The sequence below is a fragment of the Rhizobium sp. BR 249 genome, assembly GCF_047445895.1.
Lineage (GTDB): Bacteria > Pseudomonadota > Alphaproteobacteria > Rhizobiales > Rhizobiaceae > Rhizobium.
In genome coordinates this window covers 43,151-68,894 of sequence record NZ_JARWKX010000026.1, presented here as the reverse complement: position 1 = coordinate 68,894, position 25,744 = coordinate 43,151, and the positions used below count along the sequence as shown (strand labels likewise).

General features: G+C 61.3%; 22 protein-coding genes. 12 read left to right on the top strand and 10 right to left on the bottom strand.

Going from position 1 to position 25,744, the window contains the following annotated elements; translation table 11 throughout:
* Positions 1-12 precede the first annotated feature (12 nt).
* A complete protein-coding gene (locus tag QD408_RS22010) occupies positions 13-1,443 on the top strand; it encodes a VapE domain-containing protein (RefSeq protein WP_414140753.1) in 1,431 nt (476 codons plus the stop codon).
* Between the two features lie 159 nt (positions 1,444-1,602).
* Complete coding sequence (locus QD408_RS22005; protein WP_414140752.1) at positions 1,603-2,400, top strand: glycoside hydrolase family 108 protein; 798 nt, start codon at positions 1,603-1,605, stop codon at positions 2,398-2,400.
* A 240-nt stretch (positions 2,401-2,640) separates the two neighbouring features.
* Here the strand turns inward: QD408_RS22005 and dusA are convergent, their stop codons facing one another.
* The 8 genes from dusA to uvrB form a co-directional block, all read right to left on the bottom strand.
* Positions 2,641-3,642 (bottom strand): tRNA dihydrouridine(20/20a) synthase DusA, encoded by a 1,002-nt coding sequence (gene dusA / locus QD408_RS22000; RefSeq protein ID WP_414140751.1) that lies wholly within the window; start codon positions 3,640-3,642, stop codon positions 2,641-2,643.
* 182 nt (positions 3,643-3,824) lie between these two features.
* Positions 3,825-4,037 (bottom strand): cold-shock protein, encoded by a 213-nt coding sequence (locus QD408_RS21995; RefSeq protein WP_003540801.1) that lies wholly within the window; start codon positions 4,035-4,037, stop codon positions 3,825-3,827.
* A 597-nt stretch (positions 4,038-4,634) separates the two neighbouring features.
* The gene (locus tag QD408_RS21990; RefSeq protein ID WP_414140750.1) at positions 4,635-7,568 is read right to left on the bottom strand and encodes a metal-binding protein; all 2,934 of its coding nucleotides are present in this window, start codon (positions 7,566-7,568) and stop codon (positions 4,635-4,637) included.
* A gap of 376 nt (positions 7,569-7,944) precedes the next feature.
* Complete coding sequence (locus QD408_RS21985) at positions 7,945-8,331, bottom strand: GNAT family N-acetyltransferase (RefSeq protein WP_414140749.1); 387 nt, start codon at positions 8,329-8,331, stop codon at positions 7,945-7,947.
* Positions 8,332-8,373: 42 nt separating this feature from the next.
* A complete protein-coding gene (locus tag QD408_RS21980) occupies positions 8,374-8,832 on the bottom strand; it encodes a DUF3828 domain-containing protein (protein ID WP_414140748.1) in 459 nt (152 codons plus the stop codon).
* A gap of 578 nt (positions 8,833-9,410) precedes the next feature.
* Positions 9,411-10,367, bottom strand: a complete 957-nt coding sequence (locus tag QD408_RS21975; RefSeq protein ID WP_414140747.1) for a retron St85 family RNA-directed DNA polymerase — start codon at positions 10,365-10,367, stop codon at positions 9,411-9,413.
* Positions 10,364-11,317, bottom strand: a complete 954-nt coding sequence (locus tag QD408_RS21970; protein WP_414140746.1) for a retron St85 family effector protein — start codon at positions 11,315-11,317, stop codon at positions 10,364-10,366. Before QD408_RS21970 ends, QD408_RS21975 begins: the two co-directional genes overlap by 4 nt.
* Positions 11,318-11,866: 549 nt before the next feature.
* Positions 11,867-14,896, bottom strand: a complete 3,030-nt coding sequence (uvrB, locus tag QD408_RS21965) for an excinuclease ABC subunit UvrB (RefSeq protein WP_414140745.1) — start codon at positions 14,894-14,896, stop codon at positions 11,867-11,869.
* A gap of 229 nt (positions 14,897-15,125) precedes the next feature.
* On the opposite strand from uvrB, the gene QD408_RS21960 reads away from it, so the two are divergent.
* A complete protein-coding gene (locus QD408_RS21960) occupies positions 15,126-15,413 on the top strand; it encodes a DUF982 domain-containing protein (RefSeq protein WP_190237536.1) in 288 nt (95 codons plus the stop codon).
* Between the two features lie 96 nt (positions 15,414-15,509).
* On the opposite strand, the gene QD408_RS21955 is transcribed toward QD408_RS21960, so the two are convergent.
* Together QD408_RS21955 and QD408_RS21950 are read right to left on the bottom strand one after the other, a co-directional pair.
* Positions 15,510-15,965: a DUF805 domain-containing protein gene (locus QD408_RS21955; RefSeq protein ID WP_414140775.1), complete on the bottom strand. Its 456-nt coding sequence runs from the start codon at positions 15,963-15,965 to the stop codon at positions 15,510-15,512.
* A gap of 153 nt (positions 15,966-16,118) precedes the next feature.
* Positions 16,119-16,889, bottom strand: coding sequence for an adenylate/guanylate cyclase domain-containing protein (locus QD408_RS21950; protein ID WP_414140744.1), 771 nt, complete (start codon positions 16,887-16,889; stop codon positions 16,119-16,121).
* 219 nt (positions 16,890-17,108) lie between these two features.
* On the opposite strand from QD408_RS21950, the gene QD408_RS21945 reads away from it, so the two are divergent.
* From QD408_RS21945 to QD408_RS21905, 9 genes are all read left to right on the top strand, one after another.
* The gene (locus QD408_RS21945) at positions 17,109-17,897 is read left to right on the top strand and encodes a DUF899 domain-containing protein (protein WP_414140743.1); all 789 of its coding nucleotides are present in this window, start codon (positions 17,109-17,111) and stop codon (positions 17,895-17,897) included.
* 187 nt (positions 17,898-18,084) lie between these two features.
* Positions 18,085-18,444, top strand: coding sequence for a DUF4087 domain-containing protein (locus QD408_RS21940; RefSeq protein WP_190237524.1), 360 nt, complete (start codon positions 18,085-18,087; stop codon positions 18,442-18,444).
* Positions 18,445-18,712: 268 nt separating this feature from the next.
* On the top strand, positions 18,713-19,090 hold the full coding sequence (locus tag QD408_RS21935; protein WP_088685176.1) for a response regulator: 378 nt from the start codon (positions 18,713-18,715) through the stop codon (positions 19,088-19,090).
* A 54-nt stretch (positions 19,091-19,144) separates the two neighbouring features.
* On the top strand, positions 19,145-19,399 hold the full coding sequence (locus QD408_RS21930; protein WP_414140742.1) for a hypothetical protein: 255 nt from the start codon (positions 19,145-19,147) through the stop codon (positions 19,397-19,399).
* Between the two features lie 146 nt (positions 19,400-19,545).
* The gene (locus QD408_RS21925; RefSeq protein WP_088685174.1) at positions 19,546-20,346 is read left to right on the top strand and encodes a class I SAM-dependent methyltransferase; all 801 of its coding nucleotides are present in this window, start codon (positions 19,546-19,548) and stop codon (positions 20,344-20,346) included.
* Positions 20,347-20,600: 254 nt separating this feature from the next.
* On the top strand, positions 20,601-21,851 hold the full coding sequence (locus QD408_RS21920) for an MFS transporter (protein ID WP_414140741.1): 1,251 nt from the start codon (positions 20,601-20,603) through the stop codon (positions 21,849-21,851).
* A gap of 337 nt (positions 21,852-22,188) precedes the next feature.
* Positions 22,189-22,536, top strand: a complete 348-nt coding sequence (locus QD408_RS21915; protein ID WP_088685172.1) for a DMT family protein — start codon at positions 22,189-22,191, stop codon at positions 22,534-22,536.
* Positions 22,537-22,646: 110 nt separating this feature from the next.
* Positions 22,647-24,158 carry a DUF1800 domain-containing protein gene (locus QD408_RS21910; RefSeq protein ID WP_414140740.1) on the top strand — a complete coding sequence of 504 codons (1,512 nt, stop codon included), beginning with the start codon at positions 22,647-22,649 and terminating at the stop codon, positions 24,156-24,158.
* 13 nt (positions 24,159-24,171) lie between these two features.
* Complete coding sequence (locus QD408_RS21905; protein WP_414140739.1) at positions 24,172-25,344, top strand: DUF1501 domain-containing protein; 1,173 nt, start codon at positions 24,172-24,174, stop codon at positions 25,342-25,344.
* Positions 25,345-25,744: the final 400 nt, after the last annotated feature.

The following is a 25,744-nucleotide window of genomic DNA, read 5'->3' as shown; positions in this document are numbered from 1 at the left end:
CGCGCAGCACTCATGGCATCCCCTCCCTATCTCTATACCGACTGGCTCTCCGGGCGCACGCCTCCCAAGGGCTGGGATGCGGCCGATGCCGTCGGCGACGGCTGGACCGAAGACGAGCTCTCCGCCTTCATCCGTGACGCGGCGCGGCCGTGGACGCCGCCCGTGGCGGAGGCGCACAAGGCGCGGCCAGCAGCTATCGGTAAAACCATCGCCACCAACGATGACTGGCAGATGGAACTGCTGCGCGGCGAAAAGGGCCGGATCAAGCCGGGCGCCACCCGCAACTGGGCGCTGTTCCTCGAGCATCACCCCGATCTTTCCGGCATCTTCGCCTTCGACGCCTTCAAGATGGGCGTCGTGCTGATGCGCCGGCCGCCCTGGGACCGCGCCAGAGGCAATTGGCGCGAACGCGCGTTGCAGGATCGCGATTACAGCGAGGCCGTCATGTGGCTGGAGGCGAACGACATGACGCCCAAGGTCGCCAACATCGCTCCGGTCATCCAGACGGTGGCCGAACATGCGCGTTTCGACCGGCTGACCGATTATCTCGAGGGCCTGGTCTGGGATCGCAGGCCGCGGCTGCACAATTGGCTGACCTATTACATGGGCATCGAGGATACGGCCTATGCCCGCACGGTCGGCCTGCGCTGGCTGATATCGAGCGTGGCGCGCGGGCTGGAGCCGGGCTGCAAGGTCGATACGATGCCGATCCTCGAAGGGCCGCAGGGCGCGCGGAAATCCACCGCGGTGCGCATGCTCTATGGCGACGATTTCTTCACCGACGAATTGTCCGATATCGGCTCGAAGGACGCGATGATGGAGATGCAGGGCATCTGGGGCCTGGAGGTCGCGGAAATGCACCGCTTCAACGCCTCGGAAACCAGCGCGGTGAAGAAGTTTCTGCGCAAGCAGACAGATCGTTTCCGCCCGCCCTACGGCCGATCGGTGGTCGAGGCGCCGCGGCGTGTCTGCCTCTGCGGCACGATCAATCCCGATGGCAACCCCTATCTCAAGGATACCACGGGCGGGCGCAGCTTCTGGCCGCTGACGGTCGGGCGCATCGATATCGAGGCGATCGCCGCCGATCGCGATCAGCTCTGGGCTGAAGCCGTGGCGCTGTACAGGGCGAAGACCCCCTGGTGGGTGCAGGAGGAAGAGCAGCCGGCGGTGGTCGCCGAGCAGGAGAAGCGCACCGATGTCGACGTCTGGGTCGAGGTAATCGTTCCGACGCTGAAAGGTCGTAGATCGGTCTCCCAGTACGATATTTTGAAAAGCCTCGGCATAGCGGCCAAGGACGCTGACTGGCGCCACGCCGGCCGCATCGGCCGCATCATGAAGAAACTCGGCTGGACCGCCAGCCGCGACCGCAGAGGCGGGGAGGACCGGGTGGTGTTTCTCAATCCTTCGTTCGCGGAGGGTGTGGATGAGGACAAGGTGTTTTGAGCGGCGGGGCGGGCGGTGGCGCTGCCGCTGAGAAGAAGGTTGAGCGATGAGGCGGCCACCGCCGTCATCAACATTTTCGGCGGATGGCCGCAGGCGTTCGATCCCGACAACTCTTCATCGGCAATGGTTGGCGCAGTTTCATCCGAAGGGAAAATTGCCATGGCCAAAGGAAACATGTCAGCCTGCCTCCCGATCACGCTGGCTTACGAGGGCGGCTTCACGGCGGACAGGCGCGATCCAGGGAACTGGACCGGCGGCGCCGTCGGCAAGGGCACGCTGAAAGGCACGAAATACGGCATCGCCGCCGCCAGCTATCCCAATCTCGATATCTCGCGGCTGACGCTTGCCGACGTGACGCCGATCTATCAGCGGAACTATTGGCGGCCGCTCGGCGCCGAGGCTTTGCCGGCAGGTCTCGACCTGGTGACATTCGATTTCGGCGTCAATTCCGGCACGGCGCGGGCGGCCAAGACGCTGCAGGCGGTGGTTGGCGCCGATGTCGACGGCGTGATCGGCGCCGAGACGCTGAAGAAGGCGGCGGTGAGTGATGTGAAGAAGGCGATCCAGTCGCTCTGCGCGCGGCGCCTCGGTTTTCTCCGGGGGCTGACGACCTGGGCGACCTTCCGGGGCGGCTGGTCGAAGCGGGTCGCCGATGTCGAGGCGAGGGGCGTTGCCATGTGGCTTGCCGCGTCGGCGCATGCCGATCCGAAGGCCGTGCTGCTGGAGGAGGCCGGCAAGGCGGATGCGGCCGCGAAGAAGCAGCGCCGCAGCGCCGGTGGGAGCACCGTGCTTGCAACGGGCGGCGTAGGCTCGAATGCGGCGCTTGGCGGGGAGGTCAACTGGCTGCTGATCGTGGGTGTCGTCGCGGTGGTGGTGATTGCGGGTCTGTTGGTGATGAAGGCGCGGCAGAACAGGGAGCGCGCTGCGGCTTACCAAGCGTTGGCAAAGGTGTCGTGAGTAGAAGGAAGGCTGGGCGGTGCGACAATCCCTTCTCCCCAGCGGGGAGAAGGTGGCCCGAAGGGTCGGATGAGGGGGCGGGTGGCACAACCGTAGTGCATGAAGTGTCGGCGGAGGCTATTATAGAGGGAGTGCCGTGTGGCCCCCTCATCCGCCCTACGGGCACCTTCTCCCCGCTGGGGAGAAGGGGAATCGAGAGGTCCTTCGGACCCCCGCGGGGGACAAGAGGGAGCGCGTGCTCTAAGCGCTCACCGCCTCCTGCTCAGCCCCGGAAAAATCCACCGCGGCAAAGGCTGCGGCCAGCACTTCCGGGCCGGCGCCGGTTTTGGCGGCGTCGGTGGAGAGGATCTGGCGGTAGCGGCGGGCGCCGGGGAGGCCGGTGAAGAGGCCGACCATGTGGCGTGCGACATGCTGCAGCCGGCCGCCGCCGGCGATATGGTGCTCGGCATAGGCCATCATCCGGTCGCGGAGCGCCATCCAGTCCGGCTCGGCGGCCGGCGCGCCGAAGAAGCGGCGGTCGACGTCGGAAAGGATCGCGGCGTTCTGGTAGGCGGCCCGGCCGAGCATGACGCCGTCGACATGGGCGAGATGGGCTTCGGCCTCGTCGAGCGTGCGGATGCCGCCGTTGATGCCGATGAAGACGTCAGGCCAGCGCTCTTTCATCCGGTAGACGATCTCGTAATCGAGCGGCGGGATCTCGCGGTTTTCCTTGGGACTCAGGCCCTTCAGCCAAGCCTTGCGGGCGTGGATCCAGATGGCGTCGGCGCCGGCATCGAGCACGCGGGCGATCAGCGCCGGCAGGGCTTCTTCCGGCTCCTGTTCGTCGACGCCGATCCGGCATTTCACCGTCACCGGCACGGTCGCGACCGTCTTCATCGCCGCGACGCAGGCGGCCACCGTCTCCGGTGTCAGCATCAGGCAGGCGCCGAAGGTGCCTGACTGCACCCGGTCCGAGGGGCAGCCGACATTGAGGTTGATCTCGTCATAGCCGTAGGGTTCGGCGAGCTTCACCGCTTCGGCAAGCTTTGCCGGGTCCGAGCCGCCGAGCTGCAAGGCCAGCGGATGTTCCGCTGCGTCATGACCGAGCAGGCGTTCGCGCGGCCCGTGGATGATCGCGTCGGCCACCACCATCTCGGTATAAAGCAGCGCCTCCCGGCTGATCTGGCGGTGGAAATAACGGCAATGCCGATCCGTCCAGTCGATCATCGGCGCCACGGCGAAAATCGGCTTCTTCTCAGTCATCGACGTTTCATCGTTCCTTGTCGTCATGGCGCCTCAAAGCGGGTGCCGCACCGCCGTATGGGCGGGATCATTCGTTAAGCGCGCATATAACACTTAGGTTTGCGATCGACAAATCTTGCCGCGCAAACAAAAACGGCGCCCCTTGCGGAGCGCCGTCCATGCCGCCGAAGCGATAATCCAGCTTACGAAGCCGAGATGTTGACGGCCTTCGGGCCCTTGCCCATGCGATCCGGCTCGGTGTCGAAGGTGACCTGCTGGCCTTCGCGCAGCGACTGGATGCCAGAAGCCTGCAGCGCGGAGATGTGAACGAAAACGTCCTTCGCGCCGCCGTCCGGCGTGATGAAACCAAAACCCTTGTCCTGGTTGAAGAATTTTACGGTGCCCTTGGTGGCCATTGGGATAGTCCTTTTCCCTTAGTCTGTGTAGTATCCGCCCCCCCGAAAGGAAGCGGACGGCTTTAGCTTTCGCCCCGGTCGTCTGGGACGAAGGGTCAGTCGGAGAAGTCACGTACGGGGAAAGAACGTCTACGTAGGCGGGTATTCCCGCGCCGCCTCCCGTTACGGAAGGGATTACCACATCGGTCCAGTCACCGGCATGCAAATGCCCGAGTGGCTGGATTGGTGCCAGCATTTCGGCCAAAAAGCAAGCGGCATTATTGTGGCATAGCTGCTATTATGACAGGAAATGCCGAAGATTCAGATACTTGACGAAAAGTTAGCGAATGCTTGTGCTGCCGTGCCATATCGGGATTGCGTGCCAAAACGGGATGAAGCGTCGAATTTGACAGCCGGGCACGGATTCCCCCAGAAGTAGTTTGGGGTAGGAATATGCGCTGCCGAAGGGATCGAGCTTCGCCTTCGGGCGGTCTCATCGAGAATCACGCCAGGACGATTGCGCTTACAAAAGGCGAGAGCGCCGCATATCCTTCCGGATGCGGCGCTCCTGATGTCGAAGCCGTTTCGGACGCTTTCACGTCCGGGCGATGGCAATAACTAAATCAAAGCGTCGTGCAGGAAGCTCGACGGCTCGAAGACGTCCTTTACGGCGATCGTGAACTCGTGGCTGGTGGTGTTTCCGGCCGCGTCATAGGCTTCGGCGGTGAAGGTCAGGCTGTGAGTGCTTTCGTAGTCGATCGCGGCCTTGGTCTGGATCTTGTTGCCGACGAGCTTGAAGATGCCGTCCGCGTCGTCCGTCAGCCGCCACTTCACCGTGCCGCCTTCCGGATCTTTTGCCGTGAGCAGCCCGACCGAGGTGCCGATCGCGATGTTCTCGGAGACCGAGCTGCGCGAGAAGGCGAGATTAACAGGAGCCTTGTTGACCGGCGCTTCGTTGACGTCGAGGACGTTGATCGTGATGTCCTTTTCGACGGTCGTCTTGCCGTCTGAGACGGCGACCTTGATCGTGTGCGACTTGGCCGTCTCGTAGTCCAGAGCCTTCGAGGTGACGATACGGTTGCCCTTCAGCCGGAAGTGATCGTCGGCCCCGTCGAGCAGCGTGTAGGTGAGCGTATCGCCATCGGCGTCCTTGGCGCTGAGCAGACCGACCGTGGTCCAGATCGGCGTGTCCTCGGAGAGGGCGGTTTTCGAGAGCTGGATATTGGTCGGCGCGTTATTGGTGCTCGTGAAGGTTTCCGTGGCGAAGTCGTAGACGCCATCGGCGAAACGGGCGAATTCGACGTCCGTCAGCGTATCCGTTCCCTCGGCGGCACTCGTCAGGATGTGGTCGCCATTGCTCAATGCGAAGGAGTAATTGGCGAAATTGCTGGAGAAGATCGCGGTGTCGATGCCGGCGCCGCCATTAATGGTGTCGTTGCCGGTGCCGCCAGTCAATTTGTCATTGCCGGCATTGCCATTGAGGATGTCGTTGCCGCCGCTGCCGTCGAAAATGTCGTTGCCCGCGGTGCCGGTAAATTCGTCGTTGCCGCCGCCGGTCTTGACGTCGATGCCGGAGACATAGCCGGTGACGAAAGCTCCATGGCCTTCCAACTCGTCGGAAAGATCGACGTGAGCGCTGTCCGTCAATGCCAATGCGGGGTTGAAATCGTGGAATGGATCGGTCGACCAGACGATTTTGTCAAAGCTCTCGAACTGCGCGCTCGAACCGGAAACCCAATATCCCGCGGTTTCAAGGACTTCGATGTTCTTGATCGTCAGGCCTCTTAGCTCAGAGGCTTGGAGCGAATCAATTCCGGCACCGCCATCGATCGTTCCGGAAACCAGTGGAGTGAATCCATCTAAGGCGATGGCATCATTGCCGTCGCCCGCATCGATGTCGAAGACCTCAGGGATACGGCCGCCGGGCTCACCATCGGAGATCGTATCGTTGCCCGCGCCGCCTCTGATGATGTCATTTCCGACGCTGCCCACGATCTGGTCATCGCCGTCGCCGCCGTTCAGAATATCATCGCCGTCTCTGCCGGCGAGCATGTCATTGCCATCTCCGCCATTCAGCGTGTCATTACCATCACCGCCATAAAGCTGATCGTTTCCTGTGCCGCCATTCAGCGTGTCTGCGCCGTTACCGCCTGAGATGGTGTCGTTGCCCGCGCCTGTCGTGATTACATCGTCGCCGCTTGAGCCCGTCACATTTGCGGAGCCGGAGCCCAGTTCATCGGAAAGGTTTACCGTCCCGGAATCCGAGATGATCAGGTTGACCGAGGCGAGAGGATTGCTTTGGGAGTCGCGGATGATGTCGTAAGCTTCGAACTCGGCGCCGGTCTTGGTAATCGTGGCGCCGTGCGTATCCAGAATATTCAGCGGCGTACCGGGCTCGGTACTGTTGACCGTGAAGGTCTGCGTGGCGAAATTGTAGACGCCATCGGCAAACCGTGCGAATTCGACATCCGTCACGGTATCCACGCCTTCCAGCGCGCTCGTCACGACACGGCTGCCATTGTCGACCGCTAGGGAATAATTGGCAAAATTGCCTGAAAAGACTGCCGTGTCGATACCGGCGCCGCCATTGATGGTGTCGTTGCCTGCGCCGCCCGTCAATTTGTCATCGCCGGCATTGCCGTTGATGAGGTCGTTGCCATCGCTGCCGTCGAAAATGTCGTTGCCGTCGGTGCCTGTGAAGTCATCGTCGCCGCCGCCGGTCTTGACGTCAATACCGGAGGCGTAGCCGGCAATGAAAGCGCCGCGATTTCCGAGCTCGTCGGAAAGATCGAGGTGGGCGCTGTCCGTCAAAATCAAGTCGGCTTTATAATTCAAGGTCGGATCGGTCGAATAGACGATCTTGTCGAAGCTTTCGAACTGCGCGCTCGAACCGGCAACCGGCCATCCCGCCGTTTCAAGGACCTCGATGTTCTTGATCGTCAGGCCCCGAAGCGACGGAGCTTCGAGACTATCAATCCCGGCACCGCCGTCGATCGTTCCGGAATTGAATGAAGCGAGTGTCGCAACGGTTATTGCATCGTCGCCGTCACCCGCATCGATGTCGAAAACCTCAGAGGCAAAGCCGAATTGCTCACCATCCGAGATCGTATCGTTGCCCGCGCCGCCTCTGATGACGTCATTTCCGGCTTCGCCGTAGAGCAGGTCATTGGCGTCGCCGCCATTCAGCGTGTCATGGCCAGTTCCACCACGGATCAGATCCTCTCCGTCGCCGCCATTCAGCGTATCATTGCCAGCTCCACCATAGATCAGATCCTCTCCATCGCCGCCGTTCAGCGTGTCTGCGCCGTCACCACCATTGATGGTGTCGTTGCCTGCGCCCGTCGTGATCGTGCTGCCGCCGCTCGAGCCGGTGACATTTGCGGAGACCGAGCCCAGCTCGTCGGCCAGATCCGCCACGGACGAATCGGAGACGGTGAGAGACACAGGTGCGGATGGGTTGGCAGCGGAGTGACGGATGACGTCGTACGCTTCGAACTCAGCGCCGGTCTTGATAACTGTAGCGCCGTTCGTGTCCAGAATATTCAGGGCCATATTAAACTTTCCAAAAAGATGCGTTGTATTCTGTAAAACGAGAAATCTTCAGAAGAACTGTTCTTGCTGGCTCAACGGACGACAACCCTTCAGGGATCTATGCCAATCCGCAACTAAGTTTTCAATGGAGAATTGTGTTTTTTTATTGATTTTTTAATCAATCGGTAAGGTTAAGTGCCTGATAACGACTTCGAATTTGGGAACTTGAAGGTGTATTTTAGTCTTTTAAATGATAAGCTTCGCGCGGAGATATTAAGCTTCCGGTAGAAAACTACGGGGCAGCGGTGTTTTCTCGATTTCCGACGCTGCCGTCGAGGCCGCAGGAAAATCCAGATGAGGTTGTGGATAGGTGAACTGGCGGCGGGCGCGGGCCGCCTCATGCGAGCTTGATGAGGCCCGCCTCCGTCGGCCTGAAGCCGCAGGCGCGGTAGAAGCCGGTGAGATCAGGCTCGAAATCGACATGCAGCCACACGGCGCCGCGCTCGCGGGCAAGGCTCGTCGCCTGCCTCACCATGCGCGTTGCGATGCCTTGCCGCCGCATCTCGGGATGGACCGATGTGTCGAGGAGGAAGGCATGGATGCCGCCATCCCAGGCGACATTGACGAAGCCGACGAGCCTGCCGTCGTGATAGGCGCCGATATGGGCGAGGCTGCGGGAAAGGATGGCGGCGAAATCCCGGCTGTGCGGGCTGCCCCAGGCGGCGGAGAAGAGAGCGTTCAGTTCGGCCGAGGCGGGGAAGGGGTCGATGCGCAGTTCCAGCATGGGCGGTTGCCTTTCCTCAGCGGGCGTGGACACGCCATGCCTTCACTCTTCATCACCCAGTAGCGCACTCAAACTCCACGGCTGCTCGCCCTGCTGGTTGGCGATATCCTCCACCTTCCAGCCGCCATGCTCCTTCACCAGCGTATAATAGAGCGTCACCTTTTCGCCGTTGCGAAACTCCACCTCAAGCTCGGCCCGGCCGTCCATCAGGATCGGCTGGCCGATCCTGACATCGCTCGCCTCGCCATCCTGTCCGGCAATGACGGGATCGAAATCGATCGCCCCGACTTCGCCTTCTTCGGTGTTGTCGAGGTCGGTCTGCAGGAGTTCGTTCAGGTGGTCGGAGAAGAAGGCCGAATAGGGTGAGGGGGTGTTGTCGCTGCTTGTGGGGTCGAAGGTGTAGAGGGCCTGGAGGAGCGCCTTTGGGGTTTTGAAGGTTTCGGCGAAAACGGGGGAGGCGATTAGGGCTGAGAGGGCGAGAGCGAGGGCGGGCAGGCGCATGCGGGCTCCTTTTGGTGATGGGAAAGGTATAGCACGGCGATCTCGCGTCCGGAATTGCGCTGCGCGCGCCTTCTAACGGCTCGATGACAGGGCGATCACCTCTCCTCCGTCATCCCTGTGCTTGTCACAGGGATCCAGCCTGCCCAAGTCCTTGGGCAGGGGAGACTCTTTGCACCAAAAGAGATGAGTCATTCACCGCGCAGACGCGCGGTGGCTGGATTCCCGTGACAAGCACAGGAATGACGGAGGAGAGGGTGTGCCGCGTTTCTAATTCCTGTCCCCCAACAAGGCACTCAAACTCCGCAGCACCTCGCCCTGCTGGTTGGCGATATCCTCCACCTTCCAGCCGCCATGCGCTTCACCAGCGTATAATAGAGCGTCGCCGTCTTTCTCGAAGGCTGCATGGAGTTCGACCGGAAGCCCTATGACGGCTCGCTAACGGCGCGAACGGATTATAACGGCTGGAAGAGCTAGGAGGTGATCGCCAGCTGCCCAAAAAGTCGCACAGGAGAACGCTTGGCCGTCCGCTAATAAACCACAAATTCCCAAGAGCTGGGCCCTAGCGGCCCTAAATTGGGTCAGCGTTGGCCTCGCCTAAGATCTCTCTTCGGTACATGCATTTTCATTATTCGATCAATAATTTGATCGCCATATTTGCCACGCAGTCGACCAACAAATTGTGGCTCATTATCTGCTGCGAACGCAAGAAGGCCTTTCAACTTGTATTGGATCTCATCTTCCAGCAAATTCAACGAATATTTATGAACGAGGGATGAAATCATTCTTTTTCTTTCCCGTCCGATAGATACAGATCCATCGGGAGTTATCTTTAAACCAGAAATAATACGTCGCTGAGACCTCGTATAAATCCCCCGCTTTTTCTGATTAAAAGTCAAATTCGGTCGCTTTGTATTCAGCACTATCGTAGTGATGCTGCGTTCCGCGCGCTGTAGGATCTCCTTACTCTGACCGGATATAGTTATGTCATCCGCATACCGGGTGTAGACCACACCGAGGTCATCGCAAACGTTACTGATCTGTGTGTCGATCTCAAACATAAGTATGTTCGACAATTGAGGAGAGGTCGGGGCGCCAATTGAAAGGCAAACAGGGCCGCTAGTGCCGGCTCCCCAAAACAGGATCTTCTCTGAGATTGAGATATCATTTGGCGTCAGGCTCAACTTCTCCTTGGCAAACTGCCGCCAATCTAAGGGGCGTATGCTTGGAAAAAAATCTTGAAAATCCATCTTTAGGATGACGCGGTTTTGAGAATGGACATCAGCATTTGCGAATATTCTGGAGCCAGGTTTATAGGCGGTTGCGGCCGGATGTATCGCGCAGGAGTCGAGAATAAGGTTTGCTACGCTTCGCTGAAGAAATTTTACTTCTCGCGACGGCTGCGCGATTGTTCTCATTCCGCCACTCTTCTTGGGTATTTGATATGTTTTATAACGAATCGGCGCGTTGACGATGATGCGCATGAGATCGATAAGCCCCAAGCCCGTCAGATAGCGAAGCTCATCAAAGATGTTCATCGCTGCCCCCCGACGATTCCGTTGATATGCCTCGCGACATGGGTGGGGACCTTCAAATCTTTTTGGATATCGAGGGTTACGTCGAGCTTGCGTCGTGGGGTGTCGCGTTCGATCACTTCATCCCGGTAGCTGTAGCGACAAATCGGATCGATGTCCGTTTTCGCGTGCCAGTATGTTTTATTACTGTATGTGTATTCATCAACCCATCCTGCGATTTTCATACAGTATAATTTGTTCTTTATGTCCTTCCTTGTGATATTTAATCCGAGTCTGCTCGAATAATCCTCAAGCTCTGTTATTGATATGGCTCTCGAAATATGAAGGATCCACAATATTATGCAGAACGATTGGAATTGTTCGTTCGATCTAAATAGGAATTCATCGGGTTCAATTGATATCTGAGAGTTTATGAAGTCCGTGATTACACGAACATGATCGCGAATGGATGATTTAACCAGAATGTCGTGCCCGTTCGAACGCCACGGAAAAGTACCGATTCGTTTGTCGTTCTCTCGCCGTAGTTTTTCGATGGGGCCGTAGCGGACAAAAGAATTTTGACCGTAATGTTCGGTCCTCATAATAACCGCCATCGTTTGGCGAATTTGATTGGATGTAGCGAATGCGCCAAGTTCCGCCAACGATCCTGCACTTTCGGCAATGACCAATACCAAAGATGAGATTATCGCAATCTCTTCTTCGAATGTGATCAGATCGTTGAATTCTGTATCGCGATAAAGCTGGTTGGCGGTCTCCGCGAGCACGATATCCGCCTTAATACGCGGTGCTATATTTCGAGTTCTCAGAAGATACTGACGTAAGCTTTTCGGTTTGTTGTCATCGTTTCCTATTACGCCGCCACAGAAGAAAACGAACTTTCTAGGACGTTTTACACGAATGTGCTGAAAATCTAGATCCGTGTGGAATTTTAAGAGCGACGGTGGGGCGGGCAAGGATGCTCTTTACCTCTGGAAGGCAGGAAGAAGATCGAGAGTTCACCGGTCTGAGGAACGAAGACGAGGCTACGAGAGGTGAACTCTCGATCTTCTTCCTGCCGTTAAACGCTCACAATGTTATACCGTCTGGCTAATCGCCCGACGGAGTCTACACCGAGGTACAGACTCAAAACGCGTAAAGAGTATTTTTCTATTAGATTTTCGATTTCAGGTTGTCAACCATCGGCGCCAGTTTTGCTCTTTGTCCGATGGTCGGGCTCTCCCATGTCAGTGCAGAACGCGAGGCGGATTCAATTTGATGGTCGAGTTGTATTAGTTGCGTAGCAGCATTGCACTCCGGACGGATTCTCGTCGGGATCGTAGCACTCCGTCCTCAAAGCGCGATCTCACTTCATCCGCTCCTGGCGATTGTTGCCAGCAGGGATACCGTCTTGACGACTGTATCCGGGTGTGCTCGGCGGAGACGATTCCGACAACGCAGCTTCCTCTCGGGCTGAAAACGCCTGACCGTGTGTGGCGCATATGGTGTCAGAAGAAACGCATTTACTACCGCCCCGGCCGCCCAGTCTTTCCCTTCGTCCGCCCCTTGCGCTTCTGCTCGCCCGGCTCCTCATAGCTCCCGGCGCCAACGCGGCCGCGCACCACCGGCCGCACGCCGTCATCCTGCTCCGGCTGGCCTTCCAGCAGCGGTGAAAACCGTTTCGTGCCCTTGGCGGCTTCCGGCTTCTCCGGCACATGGCCGGTCACCGGTTTTTCCGTCCGTCCCACGGTCATTTCGTCGAGGGTGTTGCGGCGGAAGAGGCTCTTGTTGTCGGCGGGGGTGGCGACGTGGCGGCCCATTTCGTCGAGGTCTGGCTTGCGGAAGAGCGGCGTGGTGGTGTCGGTGCCGGGGCCCATGTCGTCGAGGGTGGGTTTTGAGAAGTAGGTGGGTGTGGCCCCCTCATCCGCCCTGCGGGCACTGCCCGGGGTCGAGCCGCTGGTCTCGACCCGTCCTTCGGACCCCCGCTGGGGAGAAGGGGAGTTGCCGCGGCCCTTTGCTTCCATCGACTTGGCTTCCTCGCGCGCCATCGGATCGTCCATGGCCGCCAGTTCCACGGCCTTGAGGCGTTTGATTTCGTCGCGGAGGCGGGCGGCTTTTTCGAAGTCGAGGTCGGCGGCGGCGTCGCGCATGCTCTTTTCGAGCGCGTTGAGATGGGCCTGCAGGTTGTTGCCCACGAGGTTGCCGCCGTCGGCGAAGCCCTTGCCTGCGGCGCCTGAGATGTCGGCGCGGACGTGGTCGCGTTCATAGACACTGTCGAGAATGTCGGAGATCTTGGCCTTGACGGATTCCGGCGTGATGCCGTTTTCAAGGTTATAGGCCATCTGCTTTTCGCGGCGGCGGCCGGTTTCCTCCATGGCGCGCTTCATCGAGCCGGTGACGTTGTCGGCATAGAGGATGACCTTGCCGTCGACGTTACGCGCTGCACGACCAATGGTCTGGATCAGCGAGGTCTCGGAGCGCAGAAAACCTTCCTTGTCGGCGTCGAGGATGGCGACGAAGCCGCATTCGGGAATGTCGAGGCCCTCCCGCAGCAGGTTGATGCCGACGAGCACGTCGAAGGCGCCGAGGCGCAGATCGCGGATGATCTCGATACGCTCCAGCGTGTCGATATCGGAGTGCATGTAGCGCACGCGCACGCCCTGTTCATGCAGATATTCCGTGAGGTCTTCGGCCATGCGCTTGGTCAGCACGGTGCAGAGGGTGCGGTAGCCCTTGGCCGCAGTGTCGCGGATTTCGCCGAGCACGTCGTCAACCTGGGTGCGGGCGGAGCGGACCTCGACCGGCGGGTCGATCAGGCCTGTGGGGCGGATGACCTGTTCGGCGAAGACGCCGCCGGATTGTTCCATCTCCCAGCCGCCCGGCGTTGCCGAGACGGCGATGGTGTCGGGGCGCATGGCGTCCCATTCCTCGAAGCGCAGCGGCCGGTTGTCCATACAGGAGGGCAGGCGGAAGCCGTATTCGGCCAGCGTCGCCTTGCGGCGGAAGTCGCCGCGATACATGCCGCCGATCTGCGGCACGGTGACATGGCTTTCGTCGATGAAGACGATGGCGTTGTCGGGGATGTATTCGAACAGGGTCGGCGGCGGATCGCCGGGGTCGCGGCCGGTGAGATAGCGCGAATAGTTCTCGATGCCCTGGCAGGAGCCGGTGGCTTCCAGCATCTCGATATCGTAGCGGGTGCGCTGCTCCAGGCGCTGGGCCTCCAGCAGGCGGCCGGCCTTTTCGAGCTCGGCGAGGCGCAGCCGCAGCTCTTCCTTGATCGCCTTGATGGCGCCGTTCAGCGTCGGGCGCGGCGTGACATAGTGCGAATTGGCGTAGATCTTCACCGATTTCAGGTCGCCGGTCTTCTGGCCGGTCAGCGGGTCGAACTCGGTGATGGCGTCGATCTCGTCGCCGAACATGCTTATGCGCCAGGCCGCGTCTTCCAAGTGGGCGGGGAAGATTTCGATGGTGTCACCGCGCACGCGGAAGGAACCGCGCGTGAAATCCATGTCGCGGCGCTTGTATTGCTGGGCGACGAGATCCGCCAGCAGCTGGCGCTGGTCCAGCCGGTCGCCGACCGACATCTGGAAGGTCATGGCCGTATAGGTCTCGACCGAGCCGATACCGTAAATACAGGAGACCGAGGCGACGATGATGCAGTCGTCGCGTTCGAGCAGCGAGCGCGTCGCCGAGTGGCGCATGCGGTCGATCTGCTCGTTGATCGAGCTTTCCTTCTCGATATAGGTGTCGGAGCGCGGCACATAGGCTTCCGGCTGGTAGTAATCGTAGTAGGAAACGAAATATTCCACGGCATTGTCGGGGAAGAAGTTCTTGAATTCGGAATAGAGCTGGGCGGCCAGCGTCTTGTTCGGCGCCAGGATGACGGCCGGGCGCTGCGTTTCCTCGATCACCTTGGCCATGGTGAAGGTCTTGCCCGAGCCGGTGACGCCGAGCAGCACCTGGCTGCGGTCGCCATTCTCCAGGCCCTCGACGAGATCGCGGATCGCCGTCGGCTGGTCGCCGGCCGGCTTGTATTCGGAATCCATGCGGATGGTGATGCCGCCTTCGGATTTATCCGGGCGGGCGGGGCGGTGCGGTGTCCAGATCTTGCCGTTCTTGTGCAGCGGGTTGCCGCTTTCGATCAGCTTCGACAGCGCCTCCACCGTGGCGGTGACGCTGCCGGGCGCCAGACTGCCGGCATCCTCCAGCGAGATGTCGAGACCGGCGACGGGATTGAGGCCGGCAGCGGCGCGCGTCTTCGGATCGGAGGAACCGCCGATCGAGACGCCGCGCGCTGTCTTGCTCGCCGTCGCCTTCTTGTTGACGCTGACGGCTTCCGAATGCTTGCGTGCTTCGTTCTCCACCTTCTTGCGGTGCTTGCCGGCCTTGGAGGCAATCTCGCGCTGGCTTTCGACGCCCGCCGCCTCGGCATCCGCCTCCAGCTGCTTCACCCAATCGGCGACGGAGCCGGAGAGGGGGGCTCCCTCGAACGACGACTGCGGGGCTTCCTCGAAGCCATTCGGGGCGGGGGATTTCTTCGGAGATTTGGCCATGGCGCGAATATGGAGAGAGTCAGCGCGAAAGGGAAGAGGCAAAGAGTACAAAAGGGAAACGAATGAATCGTTCGGATTGGCTCAACAATTGGCCGGCTGGTGGATGACGGGCGGAGCACCCGCCTCGTCCTTCGAGGCCCCTTCGGGGCACCTCAGGATGAGGCTCTCTTGGGTGCGGGAACCGGCATCGGCCCTCAGCCGTTAGTCTCCCGTCATTTCAGTTTCGGGTGTGACTGCCATTAGCGACCATTCCGCCTTCTGGAAAAAACCGATCTCGATCGATCTTGATACCGGCGAACGGCTGGTTCTCCGCTCACCGCAGGATGCGCTTTACGCACTCGTTTCCGACTGGCCGATCCACGGCGGCGTCCATCAGCAGAGGGCGGTCGATTTCTGCCGTGCCTGGCTCGCCGGCCGCATGCCGGCCGAGACGGTGCGGCAGGCTTTCATCCTGGCGGCGCTGGAGGCTGGTGTGGCGATCAATGATGATGGGGATGGGACGGAAGCTCGGTTTTGAACTCTCAGGACAGAGCAGTGGCCCTGCCTTACCCGCGTGCCCGTCAACCTACTTTTCTTCGTAGACGGCATCCTGCCTCAACGGGGCGACGCCTGCTCAAGCGAAGACGGTTTCCCTGGCATGATCCGCCGTCGGCGCTCTGCAGTACCATACGAGGACGGCAATCGTTCCAATGGGAAATAAAAACCAAAGAAGCTGGTGCCATCCGCTTCGGTTGACGTCGTGAAGGCGTCGGGCGGCCACGGCGATCCACGGAAGAAACGTGGCCAGCGACCAGATCCGGTTCAAGGTTTGGCTCCGGTCCACGACAAGCAAAGCGATGGCGACGAGAGAGAGGAAGAGTGCCGAATACCAGAATTCCGATCGGCTCGCCCTGCCGCGGAAGGTCACGTAGTTCTTGAAATAGCTGCCGATCGCCTGGCCGAAACCCATGGGCTGCGCCAGTCCGCCGAAGCGGTTCGGCCCGGCCGGCGGCTTTCTGAAGATGAAGATCACCGGCACGACGATCACGATCAACAGGATCAACCAGTGCCACAAAGAAAAACTGCCCATGAGATTCCCCCACGATTGAAGTGGCATAGAGATAAGCAATCTTCGTTTCGGGAGGATTAATCGGCTTGCAATCCGATGTTTTCGGCAATCACAGGATGAGAAACCGCGGCTGTTAGCCTGGAGATGCTTCGAAGAAGGCCGCAGCGCCGTCGCTCAGCGCTTGACCAGCACGCGCGCCTGCACCGGCTGCTCGATGCCCTTCAGGGACAGCATGCGCGCTTCGGCGCCGTCCGTCAGCTCGGGCGCCTCGGCCGCCGTTTCCGCCGAGACGAGGATTTCGCCAGCCGCAGCCTGGGATTCCAGCCGGGCGGCCTGGTTGACCACGCCGCCGATTGCGGTGAAATCGCTGCGGAAGCTGGAGAATTCGCCGATCTGGACCTCGCCGGAATGGATGCCGACGCCGACGCCCAAGGTGCGGCCGGGCAGGGCGGCGGGCGCCAGGCCGTTCAGGGCCGCGGCGCAGTTTCGCTGGATCTCCCGGGCGGCCATGATGGCGGCGCTCGCATGATCCTTGCGGACGATCGGAAAATTGAAGATCGCCATCAGGCCGTCGCCCATCTGCTTGTTGACGATGCCGTCATGCGCCCAGATCGCCTGGGCGCAGCGATCCTGGAACTGGCTGACGATTTCGCTCAGGCGCGCGGCCTCGATGCGCTCGGAAAGATCGGTAAAGCCCCTGATGTCGGCGAACAGGATGGTGGCGTCGACCGTGATCTGGCGCTGCTTCTTCACATATTGGAAAGAGCGCTCGCAGATCGTGCAGATGTCCGGATTCATCTTGCTGCGGGTGATGCCGAAGGCGCGGAAGGGAAGCGCGAGCGGGCCGCCGATCGGGATCGGCATGTGCATCTGATCCCAGCAGCCGCGGCAGATCCTGGCGCTGCCGTGTCTTGCAGTCTCGGTGAAAGTGGATTCTGTCGTCATGTCGAGCGATCCATCGCCAATGGGTGAGGGAAGCTTCCGTCAGTCCGCGGCTTTTGGCAACTCTTGTGTTGGCTCGGTGGCGTCTGCACGTGCATTGCCGGTCACACTTGTTACTCCCACTGTGCAACGCCAGCTGCGAAACTATCTCCGACCAATGCGCAATGAACCGGCTTCAATGATGGAGGTGCGGGAATTCGCCCCACTAAGGAGATCGAAGCGATGACTGCAACAGTTCAGAATGGAAAGGGCGGGCAGCCCATGCAGACGCCGCCCGTCGTGTCGCAGCAGGCCTGGGAGACGGCTCACAAGCAGCTTCTGGTGAAGGAGAAGGCCCAGAGCCGCGCCCGCGACGCGCTTGCCGCCGAGCGGCGGCGCATGCCGTGGATGGCGGTCGAGAAGAACTATGTCTTCGAAGGCCCGCAGGGCCGGATGAGCTTGCTCGATCTGTTCGAGGGGCGGCGGCAGCTCATCGTCTACCGCGCCTTCTACGAGCCCGGCGTCTTCGGCTGGCCCGAGCAGGCCTGCCGCGGCTGCTCGATGGTGGCGGATCAGGTCGCCCATGTCGCCCATCTCAACGCCCGCGACACCACCCTGGTCTTCGCCTCGCGCGCGCCGCAAGCCGATATCGCCGGGCTGAAGGCGCGGATGGGCTGGACGATGCCCTGGGTGACGATCACCGACGGTTTCGACAAGGATTTCGGCGTCGACGAATGGCATGGCACCAATGTGTTCTACCGCGACGGCGATCGCATCTTCCGCACCTATTTCGTCAACAATCGCGGCGACGAACAGATGGGCGGCACCTGGAACTATCTCGACATCACGCCGCTCGGCCGCCAGGAGGTCTGGGAGGATTCGCCCGAGGGCTATCCGCAGACGCCGACCTACAAATGGTGGAATTGGCACGACAGTTATGTTGCCGACGCCGCGCCGGACAAGAAATGGGTCGAAGTCTCGGAAGTCGGCGAGGCGGCGTTCCGCGAGGAAAGCGCCAAGGGGAAATCTTGAGTGGGGTTCAGGATCAGCCCGTTGCTTTATAATGCGGTTGTGCGTTTCGGGATGGGTGTGCCACACGACACGCCTTTAAAGGAAAGTGGCTGGGTAGAGTTGGCGCGATGATCGAGACCTGGATTACCCCCGTTGCCTTGCCGGCCACCGACCATGCATAGTGGCCGGCGAGGCGGAGGGGTTGATAATGAGATTGCACGCGGTTGTTTTGATGATGCTTCTCGCACCCGCGGCGGCGCATGCCGAAAGGCGCTGCGGCTGGCTGGACAATCCCTCGACGCGGAACTGGTCGCTCATGGATGCCAGTGGCGGCTGGACCATCATGGAGAATGGCAGCGGCTACAAGGCCGAGGGAATGGACAAGATTCCCGACCTTACGACCGGCGAATATGTCTACACCTATGCCACGCACGGCTATGGCTGCGCCTGCATGGACGTGGAAACGGACGGCGAGGGGGGGATCAGCCGCATCCATTCCGTGCGGCAATTGCCGCTTTCCCGATGCCGGAACGATGCCGCCATCCGCTGGTTCCTCGATAAGGACTAATGAGCGGGCAGGCTGACTGCCCTAGCGCTCAACCTTATATCCCTGAAAGTGCGTGAAGAAGGGCGGGTCCGCTGTCTCGCGGCTGGAACTTTCGCGTCTGAACGGTGTTCGAGGCATGCATCGGGCGGTCGCGCCGATGACGCAAGAACTCGGTTACTATTTCTGCACGCATGTCTTTTGGATTGGAAACATTCGAGGGGAAGTTGCGTTGTATGGGTTACCGGCGGTGTGACCGGCGGCCTGCTTGTTCATGGGAGGAGGATGATCCATGAAAGTGATGATCGTTGAAGACGAGAACTTCATCGCCTTGGAACTCGAGCGCATCGCGCAGGATGCCGGCCACCAGACCGTCGGGCCGGTTTCGACGATCGAGCAGGCGCTGGCCTATGCCCCGCGAAGCGATGTCGCGCTCGTCGATCTCAGCCTTTCCGACGGGCTCAGCGGCGCGCAACTCGCCCGCCGGCTGATCGACCGTTACGGCGTCGACGTCATCTTCGTTACCGGCAGTCCGGAAAGCGTCGGAAACGGCATCGAAGGCGCCGTCGACGTGATCGGCAAGCCCTTCACCGACGAGAGGATCGCCGGGGCGCTCTCGCGGGCGCAGGCGCTTCGCGGAGATTACGAAGGCAGGAACGCTGTATTCTGAGCGAACAAAGTCGTATTCTTCCCTTACCCTTGTCATCGGGAGGAGACGCTTGGGATGAAGCATGCGCTCATTGCCGTTTTCTTCGCCCTCGCCGCCTGCGCCGGCACTGCCGGCGAGCCGCAGGCGCTCCCGGACAGTCTCACCTATGGCGGCAAGACCATCCATTCGCCCTATCGCCCGGGAATGGTGGTCCAGCACACTTTTCTCGGCGCGTTCGGCTACCGCGTCTTCGAGACCTATGTCGTTCAGCCCGATGGGACGCTCAAGCTGACCTCGCAAAGCACGGGGCCGGATTTCCTCTGGCGGTGAGCAAGGTCGGCGCGGCGGTAATCTTCTCTGATCCACGACAAATCCATCATGTTACTCTCAATCTGGTCCGGCGCCCTGCTTGCGACGAGTGCCGCGCGGAACCATAATCATAGGCGCAGACATGGTCCTTGAACGGGGAGGCTTCGATGCCGTCGAGTTTCAATGTCGAAAGTGCCGATGGTTATGAGCGGCTGATGGGGCGCTGGAGCCGAAGGCTGGCGCCGATGCTGATCGATTTCGCGGGGCTTGCGGATGGAGATCGGGTGCTCGATGTCGGTTGCGGCACCGGCAGCCTGGCATTCACGCTGGCGGAAAAGCCCGGCCTGCGGGAGATTGCCGCGATCGACTATTCGCCGGTATTCGTCGCGGCGGCGCAGGCGCGCAACACCGATCCCAGGATCACGATCCGGCAGGCGGATGCCTGTGCGCTGCCCTTCGAGAATGATCGCTTCGACAGGGCGATATCGCTGCTCATGCTGCATTTCGTGCCGGAGGCTGATAAGGCGGTGGCCGAGATGGCGCGTGTCGTGCGGCCCGGCGGCGTGGTCGCCGCCGCCGTCTGGGACCATTACGGCGGCATGTCGGGCATGCGGATGATGTGGGATACGGTCGTCATGCTCGATGAGAATGCGCTGCCGTTGCGCCGGAAATATTGTTTCCAGCCGATGATGCGGCCGGGGGAGATGAAGCAAAGCTTCATCGCGCAGGGACTTGCCGACGTCGAGGAGACGTCGCTCCTGATCCGGATGGATTACCTCTCTTTCGACGACTATTGGGGACCGATCGCCGCCGGCGAGGGGCCGCTCGGCAAGTATGTGGCAGGGCTGGAGCCGGGCAAGAGAAAGGCGGTCGATGCCGCCCTCAGGGCGGCTTACGAGGCGGGCGAGCCCGATGGGCCGCGGTCGTTCGCGTCCGTTGCGTGGGCGTGCCGGGGCAGGGTGGTGTGAGAAGGCTGGGAGGTGCCCAGCTTTCGGGTTAGCAGCGCTGCCTTGCTTGAGCCGCGACGGAATGCCGCTCCCATCACGGCCAATGTGATGGAACGAGGCTGATATCGCTGACGTTGTTTTCGCTGTCTCCGGCTGCGCAATCCTTCCCTCACAACCGCAGCCGCGACAGCCGCAACCCGCCCGTTTCGGGCACCCCTTCCGACGGCATCCGGAATTGCCCCGCCTCGCCGCCGCTTTCGGACGGAGGAATTCAGATGTCCGCTTTGGAAAGCCTGCGCCTGCTGACGCCGCAGCAGCGCAACACCGTCATTGCCAGCTATCTCGGCTGGACGCTCGATGCTTTCGATTTCTTCATTCTCGTCTTCGTTCTCAAATATATCGCCGAGGAATTCCACACCGACGTCCCCGCCGTTTCGGTGGCGATCTTCCTGACGCTTGCGATGCGGGCGCTCGGCGCGCTGATCTTCGGGCTGGCGGCCGACCGATACGGGCGGCGCATTACACTGATGGCCGACGTGCTGCTCTATTCTCTGTTCGAATTCCTGACCGGCTTCTCCACCGGCCTCACCATGTTCCTGGTGCTCCGGGCGCTTTACGGCATCGCCATGGGCGGCGAATGGGGCGTCGGCGCTTCGCTCGTGATGGAGACGGTGCCGGAGGAGAGCCGCGGCATCGTTTCCGGTATCCTGCAGGCGGGCTATCCCTCGGGCTATCTCATCGCCTCGGTCGTGTTTTTCCTGCTTTTCCCCGTCATCGGCTGGCGCGGCATGTTTTTCGTCGGCGCGCTGCCGGCGCTGCTGGTGCTCTACATCAGGCGCAATGTCGAGGAGAGCCCGGCCTTCCTGAAGCGGCAGGGCGCGGGGCGCCGGCCGTTCCTGACGGTGCTGCGCGAAAACATTCCGCTGTTCCTCTGGGCGGTGCTGCTGATGACGGCGTTCAATTTCTTCAGCCACGGCACGCAGGATATCTATCCGACTTTCCTCGAAACCCAGCGCAATTATTCGAGCTATACGGTCGGCGCCATCGCCATCGTCTATAATATCGGGGCGATCTGCGGCGGGCTGTTCTTCGGGGCGCTGTCGCAGCGGATCGGCCGCAAGCGGGCGATCGTCACGGCCGCGCTGATCGCCGTGCCCGTCGCGCCGCTCTGGGCCTACGCGCCGGGACCGGTGCTGCTCGCCATCGGCGCCTTCCTGATGCAGTTCTTCGTCCAGGGCGCCTGGGGCATCGTGCCGGTGCATCTAAACGAGCTGTCGCCGGACGAGGTGCGCGGCACCTTTCCCGGCTTCGCCTACCAGCTCGGCAACCTGCTCGCCTCGGGCAATGCGACGCTGCAGGCGGGCCTCGCCGCCCGCTGGGATGGCGATTATGCCTTTGCGCTGCTGATCGTCGCGGCCGTGGTGGCGCTCGTCGTCGCCGTGCTCGCCGGCTTCGGCCACGAGAAAAAGGATGTCCGCTTCGGCAGGGAGGAGGCCGAAGAACCGCATGGCGCGATGCGAATCTAGCGCGGCCTGTGGTTCAAGAGGCCGGTGGCAGGTGTCGCCGGCCTCCGACGAGGTCTCTTCCGTCATGCTCGGCCTTGTGCCGAGCATCTGACCACGGTAATTTCTTGGCAGTAAATCGTTTATTTTCAGATGCTTATTTGACGTGTGCAGATCCTCGGCACAAGGCCTGGGATGACGTCGCGAGTTTTGCAGCGGTTTGTCAGCAGCCTGATGTCTGAGGCGCTGCCGCCGGCCTCTCTGCTTCCGGGGACTTGCCGCCGAACGATGGCGTGCTAGGTAAGGGCGCGCCGGCATCTCGCCGGATCAACTATTCCCTCCATAGCCCCGAGTATTCTCCATGCCATTTTCTCCCGCAGCCGTTTGGCCCGTCGTCATGCTATTTGCCTCCAACATCTTCATGACTTTTGCTTGGTACGGCCATCTCAAGCATAAGAGCAGCGCCATCTTTCTGGCCATCGTCGTCAGCTGGGGCATTGCGTTTTTCGAATATTGCCTGGCGGTGCCGGCCAACCGCATCGGCTCGGCGGTCTATACGACGGCGCAGTTGAAGACGATGCAGGAAGTGATCACGCTGATCGTCTTTTCCGGTTTCTCGATCTTCTGGCTCGGCGAGAACCTCACCTGGAACCACGCGATCGGCTTCGCGCTCATCGCAATCGGAGCATCCTTCATCTTCCGGGCGTAAACTTTAGGCTTTTCAATACATTACAAATCGTCCATGTCTAGATAACGCCGCATTTCCTACAGAATCCGCTGTCAGCCTGTCACCAACTAGTGATCAGGAGTTGACCGGCCATGAGCCTCTCTTTCCCGACGATGGCGGCGATCCGCTTTGGTTATGGCTTGCGGCCGGGCGAGGCGCCGCCGCAGAGCAAGGATGAGCTGATCGGCCAGATCGCCGAGGGCGTGGCGGTGACGCCGGATTTTCCGCTCGGTGGCCCCGACATGCGCCACCGGGCGATCCTCAGCCTGCAGGCGCAGCTGAAGCAGATCCGCGAGGACGCCAAGACGGTGACCGACGATCCCACGCGGCGCGAGATGCGCAAGGGCGTGCAGCAGCAGGCGCAGCAGCAGTTCCAGCATGACGTAAACCTGCGGCTGATGCAGGCGGTGCTGTCGCCCTATGGCTTTTACGAGCGGCTGGCGACCTTCTGGACCGATCATTTCTCCACCAGCGCCAATAAGAGCCTGCCGATGCGGCTCATCGTGCCGCTTTACGAAGCCGAGGCGATCCGGCCGTTCATCGGTGGCAAGTTCGGCGAGCTCCTGCGCAACGCCACGGCCCATCCCGCCATGCTGATCTATCTCGACCAGGCGGATTCGCTGGGGCCGGATTCGGCCGGCGGCATGAAGCGCAACAAGGGGCTGAACGAAAATCTCGGCCGGGAGCTGCTCGAGCTGCACACGCTCGGCGCCGGCAGCGGCTATACCCAGGCGGATGTGACGGCGGCCGCCATGGTGCTGACCGGGCTCACCGTCGACCGCAAGGAGATGGATATCGTCTTCCGGCCTGGCATATCCGAGCCGGGCACGCATGAGGTGCTCGGCGTCAGCTATGGCGGGCGCAAGCGTTCGCGCGACGATTATCTCGACATGCTCGACGACCTCGCCGTCCATCCAAAGACGGCGGCGCATATCAGCCGCAAGCTGGCGGTGCATTTCGTCTCCGACCAGCCCGATGAGGGCATGGTGGCCGACATGGCGGCGGCCTGGAAGAAGACGGATGGCGATCTGACTGCCGTCTACACCGCCATGCTCGACCATCCCGCCGCCTGGCGCGACGAGGGCGCCAAGGCGCGCCAGCCTTTCGATTATGTCATCGCGGGTCTCCGGGCGCTGAATGCGGGGCCGGTCAACGGCGTCGTCGGCAGCTTCCTGGCGGCCAACCAGCAGGGCACTGATGACGGCGACATGGCGGCGAACACGCCCGGCATGGCAGGAGCGCCTGTCACAACGGACCCGGCCGGCGAGGCGAGGGACAAGCGGCTCAAGGCCTTCCGGACGGCGCGGGCGCTGGGGCAGGGGGCGCTGAAACGCATGGGCCAGCCCACCTGGCTGCCGCCAAGCCCGGCCGGCTTCGAGGAAGGTTTCTCCGCCTGGATCACCGGCAGCCAGCTCGCCGAGCGGCTCGCCTGGGCAAGGCGGGCTTCGGCGCAGTTCGGCCGGGACGAAGATCCGCGCGAATTCCTGAAAGCGACGCTTGCCGATGCGGCGCGCGACGAGACGATCCGCGTGGTGTCGCAGGCGCCGAACAAGATCAGCGGATTGACGCTGGTGCTGGCATCGCCCGAATTCAACCGCCGATAGGAGGCTTTCGTCCATGAACAGGATCTCGCTGTCGCGCCGCGGTTTTCTCACCTCCGCCTGCTGTCTTGCCGCCGCTCCCGTCTTCACGCCGGTCACCTTCGCGGCGATGCCGGGCGACAACCGTTTCGTCACCATCGTGCTGCGCGGGGCGATGGACGGGCTTGACCTGGTGCAGCCTTATGGCGATGCCGGTTTTGCCGCGCTTCGCCCGACGCTGGCGCTGACGCCGGAGACCGGGCTTCTCGATCTCGATGGGCATTTCGGCCTCAATCCGGCCGCTGCCGATCTCATGCCGCTGTGGAAGAGCCACGAGCTCGCCTTCGCGCATGCGGTCTCGACGCCCTACCGTGACCAGCGCAGCCATTTCGACGGGCAGGACATGCTGGAATCCGGCGGCGAGCATGTCGCGGAGGAAAAGACCGGCTGGCTGAACCGGACGCTTGCCGTCATTCCGCGCTCGGATGCGCGCAAGGCGATCGACGTCAACACTTCGACAGAGCTGATCCTCTCCGGCCCGAACAATGTCGATGTCTGGACCTCGGATTCCAATCTGGCGCCGGCGCGCGACGAGATGCAGTTCCTGGCACGGCTCTATGCCGGCGATCCGCCTTTTGCCGCAGCCCTTGCCGAGGCGACGCGCGCCGACAGCGCCGCGATGATGGTTGAGCCGGACGGCCAGCGCGGCGAGAAGACCGCCGATGTCGCAGCACTCGCGGCCAACATGCTGAAGGGCGATTACCGCATCGCCAGCTTCTCGATCACGGGCTGGGACACGCATATCGGCCAGGCCGGTCAGTTCAAGCGGCCGGCGCAGGATCTCGCGCAGGCGATCAACACGCTGAAGACGACGTTCGGGCCGGAAATCTGGTCAAAGACGGTGGTGCTCGCCATGACCGAATTCGGCCGCACCGTCCGCCAGAACGGCTCCGGCGGCACGGACCACGGCACCGGCGGCTGTGCCGTACTTGCCGGCGGCGCGATCAACGGCGGCCGCATCCTCGGCCGCTGGCCGGGGGTCGGTGACGGCCAACTGCTCGACGACCGCGACCTGATGCCGACGGCAGACGTGCGCGAGGTGGCGGCGGCGATGCTCTATCGGCAGTTCGATGTCGGTGTGAATGATCTGACGGGGAAGATTTTTTCCGGGCTGGGGTTTGATAAGGGATCGCAGTTTTTGAAGGTGTGAGAAGTGCTTTCTCAAAGTGGGATCGATCGGCCGGTGAACCAATTGCAGGGCCGGACGCTCTGAGGGAGGTTAAGCATCGGGCGGCCGCCTGCTCTTGGCGAGGCACAATCTCTCCTCCGTCATTCCTGTGCTCGTCACAGGAATCCAGCAGCCGCGTGTCCACGCGGCGGAAGACTTAAAAGCGTTGCCGAAGAATAGTCATATCCTTGCCAGGCGAGGGGTGCCTGTTCTCTTTTCAAGAGTCCTTTCGGCTTGCAGACGCAAGCCGGCTGGATTCCTGTGACAAGCACAGGAATGACGGAGGAGAGGTTGTGCTTCGTCGAGGGAGCAGCCCTGCGATCGATTCACTGGATCGATTACTCCCGCTTCGCGGGACCGCTGCCAGCCCTTCGCTTGGGCT

Excerpts from the sequence above, each read along its gene's own strand:
- dusA (WP_414140751.1), bottom strand. The coding sequence starts at position 3,642 with ATGACTGAGAAGAAGCCGATTTTCGCCGTGGCGCCGATGATCGACTGG.
- QD408_RS21935 (WP_088685176.1), top strand. The coding sequence starts at position 18,713 with ATGAAAGTGATGATCGTTGAAGACGAGAACTTCATCGCCTTGGAACTC.
- QD408_RS21915 (WP_088685172.1), top strand. The coding sequence starts at position 22,189 with ATGCCATTTTCTCCCGCAGCCGTTTGGCCCGTCGTCATGCTATTTGCC.
- QD408_RS22005 (WP_414140752.1), top strand. The coding sequence starts at position 1,603 with ATGGCCAAAGGAAACATGTCAGCCTGCCTCCCGATCACGCTGGCTTAC.
- QD408_RS21910 (WP_414140740.1), top strand. The coding sequence starts at position 22,647 with ATGAGCCTCTCTTTCCCGACGATGGCGGCGATCCGCTTTGGTTATGGC.
- QD408_RS21905 (WP_414140739.1), top strand. The coding sequence starts at position 24,172 with ATGAACAGGATCTCGCTGTCGCGCCGCGGTTTTCTCACCTCCGCCTGC.
- uvrB (WP_414140745.1), bottom strand. The coding sequence starts at position 14,896 with ATGGCCAAATCTCCGAAGAAATCCCCCGCCCCGAATGGCTTCGAGGAA.
- QD408_RS21930 (WP_414140742.1), top strand. The coding sequence starts at position 19,145 with ATGAAGCATGCGCTCATTGCCGTTTTCTTCGCCCTCGCCGCCTGCGCC.
- QD408_RS21950 (WP_414140744.1), bottom strand. The coding sequence starts at position 16,889 with ATGACGACAGAATCCACTTTCACCGAGACTGCAAGACACGGCAGCGCC.
- QD408_RS21990 (WP_414140750.1), bottom strand. The coding sequence starts at position 7,568 with ATGGCCCTGAATATTCTGGACACGAACGGCGCTACAGTTATCAAGACC.
- QD408_RS21985 (WP_414140749.1), bottom strand. The coding sequence starts at position 8,331 with ATGCTGGAACTGCGCATCGACCCCTTCCCCGCCTCGGCCGAACTGAAC.
- QD408_RS21925 (WP_088685174.1), top strand. The coding sequence starts at position 19,546 with ATGCCGTCGAGTTTCAATGTCGAAAGTGCCGATGGTTATGAGCGGCTG.
- QD408_RS21995 (WP_003540801.1), bottom strand. The coding sequence starts at position 4,037 with ATGGCCACCAAGGGCACCGTAAAATTCTTCAACCAGGACAAGGGTTTT.
- QD408_RS21955 (WP_414140775.1), bottom strand. The coding sequence starts at position 15,965 with ATGGGCAGTTTTTCTTTGTGGCACTGGTTGATCCTGTTGATCGTGATC.
- QD408_RS22010 (WP_414140753.1), top strand. The coding sequence starts at position 13 with ATGGCATCCCCTCCCTATCTCTATACCGACTGGCTCTCCGGGCGCACG.
- QD408_RS21980 (WP_414140748.1), bottom strand. The coding sequence starts at position 8,832 with ATGCGCCTGCCCGCCCTCGCTCTCGCCCTCTCAGCCCTAATCGCCTCC.
- QD408_RS21945 (WP_414140743.1), top strand. The coding sequence starts at position 17,109 with ATGACTGCAACAGTTCAGAATGGAAAGGGCGGGCAGCCCATGCAGACG.
- QD408_RS21940 (WP_190237524.1), top strand. The coding sequence starts at position 18,085 with ATGAGATTGCACGCGGTTGTTTTGATGATGCTTCTCGCACCCGCGGCG.
- QD408_RS21920 (WP_414140741.1), top strand. The coding sequence starts at position 20,601 with ATGTCCGCTTTGGAAAGCCTGCGCCTGCTGACGCCGCAGCAGCGCAAC.
- QD408_RS21975 (WP_414140747.1), bottom strand. The coding sequence starts at position 10,367 with ATGAACATCTTTGATGAGCTTCGCTATCTGACGGGCTTGGGGCTTATC.